The sequence below is a fragment of the Mycobacterium sp. genome (assembly GCF_032159765.1).
Taxonomy (GTDB): Bacteria; Actinomycetota; Actinomycetes; order Mycobacteriales; family Mycobacteriaceae; genus Mycobacterium.
In genome coordinates this window covers 1-12,750 of sequence record NZ_JAVHWM010000135.1, presented here as the reverse complement: position 1 = coordinate 12,750, position 12,750 = coordinate 1, and the positions used below count along the sequence as shown (strand labels likewise).

Below are 12,750 nucleotides of genomic sequence, written 5' to 3'. Positions count from 1 at the left end.
CCCGCCCACTGTGCGCGACGGATGCGACGATCTCAAGTTTTCCCGGCGGGGGCGCTTACCGCATCTGCCGGTCCGGTCGACGTAACGTGTTGGCGTGCGGAGGTACTACACGGTCGACGCGATCCGTGACGCGGAAGCTCCGCTCCTTGCCAGGTTGCCCGACGGTGCGTTGATGCGCCGAGCGGCGTACCCCCTGTCGGTCGCCGTCGCCCGGGAACTCACCGCACGCACCGGCGGGGTTGCCGGACGCCGGGTCTGCGCGGTGGTGGGGTCCGGCGACAACGGCGGCGACGCGCTGTGGGCGTCGACGTTTCTGCTGCGCCGCGGCGCGGATGCCGCGGCCGTCCTGCTGAACCCGGAGAAAGCGCACAAGAAGGGCCTTGCTGCGTTCACCCGATCGGGCGGTCGCATCCTCGAATCTGTTCCGCCCGCAACCGATCTGGTGATCGACGGTGTCGTCGGGATCTCCGGATCCGGCCCCTTGCGTCCGGCCGCGGCCGAGATCTTCGCCGCCGTCGACGAAGCGGGCATCCCTGTCGTGGCCGTTGACATCCCCAGCGGCATCGACGTATACACCGGCGCGGCCCCCGGCCCGCACGTGCACGCCGCGCTGACCGTGACATTCGGCGGCCTCAAGCCCGTGCATGCGCTCGGCGACTGCGGACGGGTCGAGCTCGTCGACATCGGGTTGGACCTTCCTGCGACCGACCTTCTCGGTTTCGACGCCGACGACGTCTCCACGCGATGGCCGAGGCCCGGACCGAAAGACGACAAGTACACCCAGGGCGTTACGGGCGTCCTCGCAGGTTCCGCGACATACCCCGGGGCCGCGGTGCTGTGCACGGGAGCCGCGGTAGCCGCCACATCCGGGATGGTTCGTTACGCGGGAAGCGCTGCAGCACAGGTGCTTTCGCACTGGCCCGAGGTCATCGCGTCGCCGACGCCCGAGTCTGCGGGCAGGGTGCAAGCCTGGGTCGTCGGCCCGGGCCTGGGCACCGATGAAGCGGGCGCCGCAGCGCTCTGGTTCGCGCTGGGCACAGACCTTCCCGTGGTCGTCGACGCCGACGCGCTCACCATCCTCGCGGCCCATCCCGACTCACTCAGTTCGCGGTCGGCGCCGACGGTGCTGACCCCGCACGCAGGCGAATTCGCGAGGCTCGCCGGAGCGCCGCCGGGCGATGACAGGATCGACGCCACCCGCAGGCTCGCCGAGGAGTTCGGCGCGACAGTCCTTCTCAAAGGCAACGTCACCGTCATCGCCGACCGCGACGGTCCGGTCTACCTGAATCCGGCGGGCCAATCATGGGCGGCGACAGCGGGATCCGGTGACGTGCTGTCTGGCGTGATCGGTGCGCTGCTCGCCGCCGGACTGCCTGCCGTGGAGGCCGCTGCTGCGGCCGCGTTCGTCCACGCCAGGGCTGCGTACCTGTCCGCCGCCGATCCCGGCCCACATCCGGCGCCGACGTCGGCGTCGCGCATTCTCGCCCACATCCGCTCGGCGATCGCCGCTCTGTAATCGAAAGGACTTGTTATGCCCCGCGTTTCATATACGTCATCTGCGATCACTCCGGCCTACACGGGCAGGCTCGCGTGTACGCCGATTCCGTCTCTGCGGCTTCCCGACGAGGCATCGGATCCAGAGGCCATCTACCAATTCATCCATGACGAACTGATGCTCGACGGCAGCTCGCGGCTGAACCTCGCGACGTTCGTCTCGACGTGGATGGACCCGCAGGCCGAGAGGCTGATGGCCGAGACGTTCGACAAGAACATGATCGACAAGGACGAATACCCGGCCACCGCGGCTATCGAGCAACGCTGCGTGTGCATGGTGGCCGATCTGTTCCACGCCGAGAACCTGCGCGACGACGATCCCGACAGCGCGATCGGGGTGTCGACGATCGGTTCCAGCGAGGCGGTGATGCTCGCCGGTCTGGCACTGAAGTGGCGGTGGAAGAAGCGCGTCGGGGACGGGTGGAAGACGCGCACCCCCAACCTCGTGATGGGGTCCAACGTCCAGGTGGTCTGGGAGAAGTTCTGCCGGTATTTCGAGGTCGAGCCGCGGTATCTGCCCATGGCCGAGGACCGGTATGTGATCACGCCCGAGCAGGTGCTCGACGCGGTCGACGAGGACACCATCGGGGTCGTCGCCATCCTCGGCACCACGTTCACCGGGGAGCTGGAGCCCGTCAAGGAGATCTGTGCTGCGCTGGACAAGCTGGCCAGCGGCCAGGGCGAGCGAAGCGACGGGACAAAGATCGGAGTGCACGACGTTCCGGTGCACGTCGACGCCGCCAGCGGCGGGTTCGTCGTCCCCTTCCTGCACCCAGAGATCGAGTGGGACTTTAGGCTGCCGCGGGTGGCGTCGATCAACGTCAGCGGCCACAAGTACGGCCTCACGTATCCCGGCATCGGGTTCGTGGTGTGGCGCAACAGTGACTGGCTGCCCGAGGAGCTCGTCTTCCGCGTCAACTACCTCGGCGGCAACATGCCGACGTTCACCCTGAACTTCTCCCGCCCCGGTAATCAGGTCGTCGGGCAGTACTACAACTTCCTGAGGCTGGGCCGCGGCGGGTACACCCAGGTGATGGAGTGCCTGTCGAACACCGCTCGTTGGGTGGCCGATCGGCTGGATGAAAGTAAGCACTTCGAGGTGATCTCCGACGGATCGGCCATCCCGGTGGTGGCCTTCCGACTCGCCGGCGATTTCGGCTACACCGAGTTCGACGTGTCGGCAGGGCTGCGGCCGTTCGGCTGGCAGGTGCCGGCGTACACGATGCCCGAAGGTGCTGAACACATCTCGGTGCTGAGAATCGTTGTCCGCGAAGGGTTTTCCGCCGACCTGGCCAGATCGCTCTGCGAGGACCTGAGGAAGGTGATGGAGCAGCTCGACGAGCTCAAGCCCGGCGGGCACTTCAACTACCTGCACCACTTCGCGCACTGAGCGTCCTGCACGAGCGCCACATCAGTCACGTCGTCACATCAGTCACTCCCGTGACTGGCGAAGACGCTGCCTCGGTGTCCACCTCGCTGCGAGGTGGGCGCGGGCAACACCGTGTTTTTCAGTGACCAGAGTTGTGGTTGAGGCGCGAGAGGCGGCCCATCCGTGAATGAGGATCGTCCCCATCAATCTTTGGCCGAAAGCGCAACACCGAGGCGTTCTGGGAGAATCGCTGGGTTATGTCTTCGATACCGCTCGCGACGTCGCTGACGCCCGCTGCCGAGGCAGTGATCGATCTCGGCGCGATCGCCAATAACGTCCGCGTGCTGCGCGAACACGCGGGTTCGGCGGCCGTGATGGTGGTGGTCAAGGCCGACGGCTACGGGCACGGCGCCACCCGCGTTGCGCAGGCTTCGCTGGCCGCCGGCGCCTCCGAGCTCGGCGTGGCAACGGTCGACGAGGGGCTGGCATTGCGCCGCGACGGGATCACCGCACCGATCCTGGCCTGGCTGCACCCGCCAGGCACCGATTTCGCACCCGCGCTGAGGGCCGATGTGCAGATCGCGGTGTCGTCGGTGCGTCAGCTGTCCGAGCTGATCGACGCCGCGCGCCAGACCGGCGTGGCTGCCGCCGTGACGGTGAAGATCGACACCGGCCTCAACCGCAACGGCGTCAGCGCGGCCGATTACCCGGGGATGCTTGACGCTCTGGTGCGCGCGCAGGCCGACGAGGCGGTCACGGTGCGAGGGCTGATGACGCACATGGTCTATGCCGACAAGCCGGACCACCCGACCAACAATCTTCAGGCGCAACGCTTCTCGGATGCGATTGCTCAGGCGCGGTCAGCAGGGGTGCGCTACGAGGTTGCCCACCTTGCCAATTCGTCGTCGGCGATGTCACGGCCCGACCTCGCTTACGACATGATCAGGCCGGGCATCGCGGTCTACGGCCTCAGCCCGATCCCGCAGCGCGGCCAGATGGGCCTCATCCCGGCGATGACGCTGCGATGCCCTGTGACCCTGGTGAAGCGGATTCGTGCGGGTGAAGGCGTGTCATATGGACACATCTGGACGGCCGAGCACGACACCACGCTCGCGCTGATGCCGATCGGATACGCCGACGGCGTGCAGCGGATATTGAGCGGCAGATTTGACGTGCTGATCAATGGCAAGCGCCGACCGAGCGTCGGCCGGATCTGCATGGATCAGTTCCTCGTCGACCTCGGCCCCGGCGAAACCGATGTGCGAGAAGGTGATACCGCGATTCTCTTCGGGCCCGGCTCCGACGGCGAGCCGACCGCGCAGGAGTGGGCCGATCTGCTCGACACCATCCACTACGAGGTGGTGACCTTGCCACGCGGTCGCGTCGTCCGTGTCTACCGTGGGGGCGGTGCCGGTGAGTGAGCGCTCGTCCAGACGCCGCGCCAAACGTGCGGAGCGCATCGATGAAAGGCTCGCGCGCTCCGCAGTCACGAACGCGGAGAAACTCGCGCGACTGGCCAGCGGCGAACAGCCGCGGCGGCGACGAGCCAAGGATCCGCGCTGGATGGCCGGTGTTGCGGGCCTAGCCGCCGTCGGTGCGGTCGCCGGTGTCTCGGCCGCGCGCTCGATACGCGCCCACCACATCGTCGACGATCCTCATGCCGCAGAGGACTTCACGCTTCTCGACTATGACCGTGCCAGTGTGGTGACCGCCGCCGACGGGGTTCCGCTGGCCGTTCGCGAAGTCGGCCCTGCCGATGCCGGACTGACTGTCGTGTTCGCGCACGGCTTCTGTATGTCCATGGGCGCGTTCCACTTTCAACGCGTACGTCTCGAGCAAGAATGGGGCGACCAGGTCCGGATGGTGTTCTACGACCAGCGCGGCCACGGCCAGTCCGGCCGCGCGCCGATCGAGACGTACACCGTAGAGCAACTCGCCCGCGATCTGGAAAGCGTTCTGAACACCATGGTTCCGCGCGGTCCTGTGGTCCTCGTCGGCCATTCGATGGGCGGGATGACCGTGCTCTCGCACGCGCGACAGTTCCCTGAACACTACGGCTCTCGCGTGGTGGGCGCGGGCTTGATTTCGACGGCGGCAGAAGGCGTCGCACGCTCGCCGCTGGGCGAGATCCTGAAGAACCCCGCGTTGGAGGCCGTTCGGTTCGCCACGCGACACTCGCCTAAGCTGGTTCATGGGGCGCGCGGCTCCGCGCGCGCCGTGATCGGGCCTGTCTTGCGAGCGGCGGCCTATGGTGATGCCGATGTCAGCCCGTCCGTTGTGGCGTTCTCGGAGAGGATGATTCACGACACGCCGGTCGAGACGATGGTGGAGTTCCTGCACGCACTCGAGGTGCATGAGGAGCGGGCGGGACTCGCTGTGCTGGCGAAGATCCCGACGATGGTCGTCTGCGGTGACAGGGATCTGCTGACATTGGTGAGCGGCTCGCGGGACATGGCCGTGGCGCTGCCCAAGGGCGAGCTGGTGATTGTTGCGGGCGCCGGGCACCTCGTCGAACTGGAGCGCCCGGACGTTGTCAACGACGCGCTCGTCAGTCTGGTGGAGCGGGCGACTCCGTCCAAGCTGATCGCGCTGACACGACGGCTGAAGGACAAGGTCCGCCGCAGTGGATAGCGCCCGGTTGCCCACCGCCGACGACACACTCGCGTTGGGCGCCAAGCTGGGCTCCGACTTGCGAGCCGGCGACGTCGTGGTTCTCACGGGCCCGCTCGGTGTGGGAAAGACAGTGCTGGCCAAGGGAATTGCGCAAGCGATGGACGTCGACGGCGCGGTGATCTCTCCGACGTTCGTGCTGGCGCGCGTGCATCCCGCGCGGCGGACTGGCGCCCCAGCGATGGTGCACGTCGACATGTACCGGCTGCTCGACGACGCCGATCTGCTCGCCGAGTTGGACTCACTCGACCTCGACACCGAGCTGGCCGACGCCGTCGTCGTCGTCGAGTGGGGCGAGGGCCTGGCCGAGCGGCTCTCCGAGCGCCACCTTGATGTGCGACTGCGCTACGACGACGATTCCGAGGTGCGCACCGCGACATGGGAGTGGAGCACGTGACCGATGAGCCGCTTGCGCGAAGAGGAAAGCGCACAGTGTTGGCGCTGGACACGGCGACGCCAGCGGTGACGGCCGGCGTGGTCCGCCGCGACGATGCAGGCATCCGTGAGCTGGCGCGACACGTCACCGTCGATGCGCGAGGCCACGCGGAGACGCTCACGCCGAATATCCTTGCGGCGCTTGGTGACGCGGAGCTGACGATGAGCGACGTGGACGCCGTGGTGGTGGGCTGCGGGCCGGGGCCGTTCACAGGTCTGCGGGTCGGCATGGCCACCGCGGCGGCCCTTGGACACGCGCTGGACATCCCGGTGTACGGCGTGTGCAGCCTCGATGCGATCGGAGTAGTCACAAGTGGCGACGTGCTGGTCGTCACCGACGCGCGCCGACGCGAGGTGTACTGGGCGCGCTACCACGACGGCGTCCGCACCGACGGTCCGGCGGTCAGCGCGCCGACAGACGTTCCGCACGAGGGCGCCAACGCGATCGCCGGCTGGCGGGAGCAAGCGGAGAAGTTTCCGGTGCCGCGCCTGGATGCGGAGTCGCCGACTCCGATCGGGCTGGTGCGCGCCGTCGACGACTGGGTAGTCGCACCGGAGCCGCTGGTACCGCTGTATCTGCGGCGCCCAGACGCGAAGACGCTTGCCGAACGGAACGCGGGGGTAGAGCGAAGCGACGGGGGAATTAGGGGCGCGTCGTGATCGTCATCGACAAGCTCACCCGTGCCGATGCGAACCGGTGCGAGGACCTGGAGGCGCGGCTCTTCGAAGGCGACGACCCGTGGCCCGCGTCGGCATTCCTGTCTGCACTGGCGGCACGGAGCACGCTCTATGTGGCGGCGCGCAACGAGCAAGCGTTGGTGGGCTACGCAGGCATCGCTCGCCTCGGGCTGCTCCCGCCACACGAATACGAGATCCACACCATCGGCGTGGATCCAGAGTTCCAGGGTCAAGGAATCGGGCGCCAGCTGCTCGACCGGCTGCTCGAGTTCGCCCACGGCGGAACGGTTTTCCTCGAGGTGCGCACTGACAACGCCGCCGCGATCGGGCTGTACGAAAGCGTTGGATTCGTCCAGATCGGCCTGCGCAAAAGGTACTATCGCATCAGCGGCGCCGACGCCTATACGATGCGGCGGAGCGCATCATGAAAATCCTGGCCATCGAAAGTTCCTGCGACGAAACCGGAATCGGGGTCGCCGAGCTCAGCGACACGGGCGAGGTGCGGCTGCTCGCCGATGAGGTGGCGTCCAGCGTCGACGAGCACGCCCGCTTCGGCGGTGTGGTCCCCGAGATTGCGTCCCGCGCCCACCTTGAGGCACTCGGGCCTGCGATGCGTCGCGCGTTACACGCGGCAGGGATCGATCGCCCGGATGCGGTCGCCGCGACGATTGGGCCGGGCCTGGCGGGCGCACTGCTGGTGGGTGTCGCCGCGGCGAAGGCGTACGCGGCCGCCTGGGATGTGCCGTTCTACGCGGTCAACCATCTGGGCGGTCATCTGGCTGCCGACGTCTACGAGCACGGCCCGCTGCCAGAGTGCGTCGGGCTGCTGGTGTCCGGTGGGCACACCAGCCTTCTGCACGTGCGATCGCTGGGTGAGCCTGTCGTCGAGCTGGGGAGCACCGTCGACGACGCCGCGGGGGAGGCGTACGACAAGGTGGCTCGGCTGCTGGGTCTGGGCTACCCCGGCGGCAAAGCGCTCGACGAGCTCGCCCGCACGGGTGACGCCAGCGCGGTGACGTTCCCGCGCGGCATGACCGGTCCGCGTGACGACCCATATGCGTTCAGCTTCTCCGGGCTGAAGACGGCCGTCGCGCGCTACCTTCATCGCCACCCCGACGCCGACCCCGCAGATGTGGCGGCGGGTTTTCAGGAGGCGGTCGCCGACGTCCTGACCGCGAAGGCGGTGCGCGCCGCCGAGGCGCTGAACGTGAAGACGTTGCTCGTCGCCGGCGGGGTGGCTGCGAACTCGCGGTTGCGGGAGCTGGCTGAGCACCGATGCGCAGCGGCCGGGCTCACGTTGCGGGTGCCACGCCCGCGGCTGTGCACCGACAACGGGGCGATGATCGCATCGCTGGCGGCGCATCTGATCGCGGCCGGGGCGCGCCCGTCGTCGCTGAACGCCGCCGCCGATCCGGGGCTTCCGGTTGTTCGCTCTCAGGTGTCCTAGGCCGTGCTTGAGTGCTAGCACTCGCATGTATAGAGTGCTAGGTGGCAGGCGCGCTGTTTCTTGGGTCGGCACCCGCGACGACGACGCAAACGGCGGTAGCGCATGCCGAAACCTGTAATGCCGAACAACGAGCCGGCTCGGGAAAGACCCGGCCGGCACCCAGAAATAAGTGGAGGGCTCACATCGTGGCGAAGGTGAACATCAAGCCACTCGAGGACAAGATCCTCGTACAGGCCAACGAGGCCGAGACCACGACCGCATCCGGTCTGGTCATTCCTGACACCGCCAAGGAGAAGCCGCAGGAAGGCACCGTCGTCGCAGTTGGCCCCGGCCGCTGGGACGAGGACGGCGACAAGCGGATTCCGCTGGACGTGTCAGAGGGCGACGTCGTGATCTACAGCAAGTACGGCGGCACCGAGATCAAGTACGGGGGCGAGGAGTACTTGATCCTGTCGGCCCGCGACGTGCTGGCAGTCGTCAACAAGTAAGCACAGTGATTCCGCCCCGGCGATCCACGGCGTAACAGCGGCGGATTGCCGGGGCGGTTCACGTCTAGACGAAAGATTCATATGAGCAAGCAGATTGAGTTCAGCGAGACCGCGCGGCGCGCGATGGAGGCCGGCGTCGACAAGCTGGCCGACGCGGTGCGTGTGACGCTTGGGCCACGCGGCAGGCACGTGGTGCTGGCCAAGGCCTTCGGCGGCCCGACGGTGACCAACGACGGCGTGACGATCGCCCGCGAGATCGACCTGGAGGACCCGTTCGAGAACCTGGGTGCTCAGCTGGTGAAGTCAGTGGCCACCAAGACCAACGACGTCGCAGGCGACGGCACCACCACCGCCACCGTGCTGGCGCAAGCGATCGTCAAGGGTGGGCTGCGCAACGTCGCGGCGGGTGCGAACCCGATCGCGCTGGGCGCGGGTATCGGCAAGGCGGCGGACGCGGTGTCCGACGCGTTGCTGGCCGCGGCGACGCCGGTGACCGACAAGAAGTCGATCGCTCAGGTGGCGACGGTGTCGTCGCGCGACGAAGAGGTCGGGGAGATGGTCGCAGAGGCCATGACCGTGGTCGGCCACGACGGCGTCGTCACGGTCGAGGAGTCGTCGACGTTGAACACCGAGTTGGAGATCACCGACGGCGTCCAGTTCGACAAGGGCTTCCTGTCGGCGTACTTCATCACCGACTTCGACGCGATGGAGGCGGTGCTCGAGGACGCGCTGGTGCTGTTGCATCGCGAGAAGATCAGCTCGCTGCCCGACGTGCTGCCTCTCTTGGAGAAGGTTGCGCAGTCAGGCAAGCCGCTGCTGATTATCGCCGAAGATGTTGAGGGCGAAGCGCTTTCGACACTCGTCGTCAACGCGATCCGCAAGACGCTGAAGGCTGTCGCCGTGAAAGCGCCGTTCTTCGGTGACCGCCGCAAGGCGTTCCTCGACGACCTGGCCATCGTCACCGGCGGCCAGGTGGTCAACCCGGACGTCGGCCTGCTGTTGCGCGAGGTCGACCTCGACGTTCTTGGCTCGGCCCGGCGCGTCGTCGTCACCAAGGACACCACGACGATCGTCGAGGGTGGTGGCAGCGACGAGGCCATCAAGGCCCGCGCGTCGCAGCTGCGAGCCGAGATCGAGACCACCGACTCCGATTGGGATCGCGAGAAGCTCGAGGAGCGGCTGGCCAAACTTTCCGGCGGCGTCGCGGTGATCAAGGTGGGTGCTGCCACCGAGACCGCGCTGAAGGAACGCAAGGAAAGCGTCGAGGACGCGGTCGCGGCGGCAAAGGCCGCTGTTGAGGAGGGCATCGTCGCCGGAGGCGGCTCCGCTCTCGTCCAGGCCCGCAGTGCGCTCGACACGCTTCGCGGCACGCTAAAGGGCGACGAAGCGCTCGGCGTTGATGTGTTCTCGGCGGCGCTGAGCGCACCGCTGTTCTGGATCGCGACGAATGCCGGGCTGGACGGCGCCGTGGCAGTCAACAAGGTCGCCGACCTGCCGAAGGGCCAGGGCCTCAACGCGGCGACGCTGACCTACGGCGATCTGGTGGCCGACGGCATCGTCGACCCCGTGAAGGTGACCCGCTCCGCGGTGCTCAACGCGGCGTCGGTGGCGCGGATGATCCTCACCACCGAGACGGCGATCGTCGACAAGCCGGCCGAGGAGGAAGACGACCACCACGGCCATCACCACCACTAGAGATCCACACAAAACACCGCCGGTTACGGAGCCGGCGGTGTTTTGGTCAGTCAGTGCTTCGGTCCTTTTTTCTTGCCGTTCCCGTTCCCGTTTCCGTTGCCGTTGCCGGGTGTCTCCTGAATGGTGGCCGGCTCGATTACGGGCGACGACGGCGCAGGTTGAACAACCGGCGCCGCCGCGGTGACGGGCGCGGGTCCTGCTGTGCTGACGCTGACAGGCTCCGATTTCCTGGGCGGTGTTGTCGATGAGTCGAACGCGAAGGCCAGCGTCGCGACCGCAATGGCAGCGAGTACGGCGGCGGCGCCCAACGCCTTTCGGGCGGGTCCTCGTGCCCATCTGCGGGTGGAGGATGGGACCGCGAATGCGCCTGACGAAGCAAGCGGGGTACTGAGCATCCTGGTTGATGGCCGTGATGGCGAAATGACCGGAACAGTGCTGGCCGCCATTCGCCCACCGCCGCTTGTCAATTGAGCCCGCATTGCGTCCGCGTTGGGGAACCGATGCGATAGATCTCGCGACATCGCTCGCTCGATCACGAGGGCCAGGTTCGGCTCGACGTCGGGACGTAGGCGCGCGAGGGGCGGGGCCTGCTTCTCGATAATCGCGCGGGCTAGCGGCGCTACGTCCTCTTCAGGGAACGGTTTGCGGCCTGTGAGTGCCTCGTACCCGACGACCGCCGCGGCATAGAGGTCGTCAGCGATAGATGCGGGTTCGCCCGCCAGACGTTCTGGACTCAAGTACGCCAGGGTGCCGACAAGTTCACCCGTTGTCGTGTTCCGGGCGCCAGGCGTCTTGGCGATCCCAAAGTCGGCGACCTTCACGGTGTCCGAGGCGAGCAATATGTTGCTTGGCTTGATGTCCCTGTGCAGCATCCCGGCGTCATGCGCAGCTGAAAGTGCCGAAAGCACACTTTCTAGCGCCGCGTACACCTGCGCCTGCGGCAGCGGTCCCCGCGCGACCTGGTCTCCAAGCGTGTCGCCGGCCAACCGCTCCATCACGATGTAGGACGTCGCGCCCTGCTCGCCGTAGTCATACACCGCAACGATGTTCGAGTGGTTCAGAGCCGCGGCGGCACGCGCCTCGACCCTGAAGCGCTCGCGGATCGCGGGCTCAGAGGCTAGACCGGGATGCAGAAGCTTGACAGCAACTGCGCGGTTCAAGCGGGTGTCCCAGCCGTCACGTACTTCGGCCATCCCGCCAAAACCAAGGACGTCTCGCAGTTCGTAGCGGCCACCGAGAAGCTCGGGACCCTCCATCGTCTGTGGATTGCCCGGTCCTTTCCCGCCCAAACCCTCACCAAACGTTTAGGACTTGCTTATTTGACGAGGCCGTCGACGATGTTGCTGCCCGGCCGAGCTTTTCGACTCCGCCCATGTCGCCGCGGAGCCACTGGCTGAGCGTCTGGTATCGGTAATGGAGCCTGGCGAGGCGGAACAACTGGCCGATCTGCTCATCCGATTCACCTCTTCTGCCGAGGAGTAGGTGCGTTGGTACTGTGAGGTACCGCTTGGTACGGTGACGTACCACGACCAGAACGGAGCCCTCATGCCGAAGGATCATCCCAACAGCTCCCCAGGAGTGCCGATGCTGTTCCCTGCCTGGGTGGACCGCCTACAGATTAAGTACATGAACCCCGCGGTTCGGCGGATCGCCCGGTTTCTGCCAACGTTCGCGGTCGTGAAACACCGCGGTCGCAAGACGGGCAAGAGCTATGAAACGGTCGTGAACGCCTACCGCAAGAAGGGTGTGCTGGCGATCCTCTTGGGTCACGGCAATGCCAATTGGGTGAAGAACGTGGTGTCCGCGGGCGAGGCCGATGTGCGCCTCTCCGGGCAGGACCTGCGAATCACCAATCCGCGGATCGTGCCCGCCGGTGCCGGCACCGATGAGCTGCCGTGGATCGCGCGGATGGGTTCGCGGCGGATGGGTGTGCTCGTCGCAGACCTCGCCTAAGTATCGACGCTCGACTCCGGGGATGTTTGTCAGCGGGAGAGCCGGTCCGCAGCCGCTGTCGCGAGACCGAACGCGAGCCGCTTTGTGCGCCGAGCGGCGTCGTCAAGCAATTGACGTGGGCGCGACAAGTCGACAGCACGGACTGTCACGCGGTCACCGACTCCGACGGTGCCGGCGCGCTCGACGCCGCAGTACACACCTAGGCACCTCTGCGCCTTTGCGGCCACCGCCCGGGTGATCTCCCGGTTGACTTCCAGTCCGGGCTGGGCGCGACTCGGAACCACACAGCGCACGGTCTGCATCGAGACTTTCAACGTGACTTCGCCGAACGCGAGGTAAGCGCCGTCCCATTGGGTCTCGGGAAGTTCTCCGTCCGGATTGTCCAGCGCTACAGCGATATTCGGCCGGAAGCGGCGAACGTCGAGTTCGTCGCCGACCTCCGTGCCAATGGTCGCCAGGCT

13 protein-coding genes are annotated in these 12,750 nt (G+C 66.9%); 11 read left to right on the top strand and 2 right to left on the bottom strand.

Going from position 1 to position 12,750, the window contains the following annotated elements; translation table 11 throughout:
• The first annotated feature begins 94 nt into the window (after positions 1-94).
• The 10 genes from QOH60_RS15725 to groL all read left to right on the top strand — a co-directional run bounded on the left by QOH60_RS15725 (position 95) and on the right by groL (position 10,336).
• A complete protein-coding gene (locus QOH60_RS15725) occupies positions 95-1,516 on the top strand; it encodes an NAD(P)H-hydrate dehydratase (protein ID WP_526421938.1) in 1,422 nt (473 codons plus the stop codon).
• 15 nt (positions 1,517-1,531) lie between these two features.
• Positions 1,532-2,944 (top strand): glutamate decarboxylase, encoded by a 1,413-nt coding sequence (gene gad, locus QOH60_RS15720; RefSeq protein WP_526421936.1) that lies wholly within the window; start codon positions 1,532-1,534, stop codon positions 2,942-2,944.
• 236 nt (positions 2,945-3,180) lie between these two features.
• A complete protein-coding gene (alr, locus tag QOH60_RS15715) occupies positions 3,181-4,344 on the top strand; it encodes an alanine racemase (protein ID WP_526421934.1) in 1,164 nt (387 codons plus the stop codon).
• Between the two features lie 142 nt (positions 4,345-4,486).
• Positions 4,487-5,554 carry an alpha/beta fold hydrolase gene (locus QOH60_RS15710; protein ID WP_526421966.1) on the top strand — a complete coding sequence of 356 codons (1,068 nt, stop codon included), beginning with the start codon at positions 4,487-4,489 and terminating at the stop codon, positions 5,552-5,554.
• On the top strand, positions 5,547-5,990 hold the full coding sequence (gene tsaE, locus QOH60_RS15705; RefSeq protein ID WP_526421932.1) for a tRNA (adenosine(37)-N6)-threonylcarbamoyltransferase complex ATPase subunit type 1 TsaE: 444 nt from the start codon (positions 5,547-5,549) through the stop codon (positions 5,988-5,990). The genes QOH60_RS15710 and tsaE overlap by 8 nt, the downstream gene beginning before the upstream one ends.
• Positions 5,972-6,688 (top strand): tRNA (adenosine(37)-N6)-threonylcarbamoyltransferase complex dimerization subunit type 1 TsaB, encoded by a 717-nt coding sequence (tsaB, locus tag QOH60_RS15700; RefSeq protein WP_526421930.1) that lies wholly within the window; start codon positions 5,972-5,974, stop codon positions 6,686-6,688. The genes tsaE and tsaB overlap by 19 nt, the downstream gene beginning before the upstream one ends.
• Positions 6,685-7,134 (top strand): ribosomal protein S18-alanine N-acetyltransferase, encoded by a 450-nt coding sequence (gene rimI, locus QOH60_RS15695; protein ID WP_526421928.1) that lies wholly within the window; start codon positions 6,685-6,687, stop codon positions 7,132-7,134. Before tsaB ends, rimI begins: the two co-directional genes overlap by 4 nt.
• Positions 7,131-8,153: a tRNA (adenosine(37)-N6)-threonylcarbamoyltransferase complex transferase subunit TsaD gene (gene tsaD / locus QOH60_RS15690; RefSeq protein ID WP_526421926.1), complete on the top strand. Its 1,023-nt coding sequence runs from the start codon at positions 7,131-7,133 to the stop codon at positions 8,151-8,153. The genes rimI and tsaD overlap by 4 nt, the downstream gene beginning before the upstream one ends.
• A gap of 185 nt (positions 8,154-8,338) precedes the next feature.
• On the top strand, positions 8,339-8,641 hold the full coding sequence (gene groES, locus QOH60_RS15685; RefSeq protein ID WP_526421924.1) for a co-chaperone GroES: 303 nt from the start codon (positions 8,339-8,341) through the stop codon (positions 8,639-8,641).
• A gap of 81 nt (positions 8,642-8,722) precedes the next feature.
• On the top strand, positions 8,723-10,336 hold the full coding sequence (gene groL, locus QOH60_RS15680; RefSeq protein ID WP_526421922.1) for a chaperonin GroEL: 1,614 nt from the start codon (positions 8,723-8,725) through the stop codon (positions 10,334-10,336).
• 50 nt (positions 10,337-10,386) lie between these two features.
• Here the strand turns inward: groL and QOH60_RS15675 are convergent, their stop codons facing one another.
• Positions 10,387-11,592 (bottom strand): serine/threonine-protein kinase, encoded by a 1,206-nt coding sequence (locus QOH60_RS15675; RefSeq protein ID WP_526421920.1) that lies wholly within the window; start codon positions 11,590-11,592, stop codon positions 10,387-10,389.
• Positions 11,593-11,881: 289 nt separating this feature from the next.
• Here QOH60_RS15675 and QOH60_RS15670 point away from each other — a divergent pair, with 289 nt between their 5' ends.
• Positions 11,882-12,289 carry a nitroreductase family deazaflavin-dependent oxidoreductase gene (locus tag QOH60_RS15670; protein ID WP_526421918.1) on the top strand — a complete coding sequence of 136 codons (408 nt, stop codon included), beginning with the start codon at positions 11,882-11,884 and terminating at the stop codon, positions 12,287-12,289.
• 29 nt (positions 12,290-12,318) lie between these two features.
• Here QOH60_RS15670 and QOH60_RS15665 read toward each other — a convergent pair.
• A partial coding sequence (locus QOH60_RS15665) for an MOSC domain-containing protein (RefSeq protein WP_526421916.1) occupies positions 12,319-12,750 on the bottom strand: 432 nt, incomplete at its 5' end.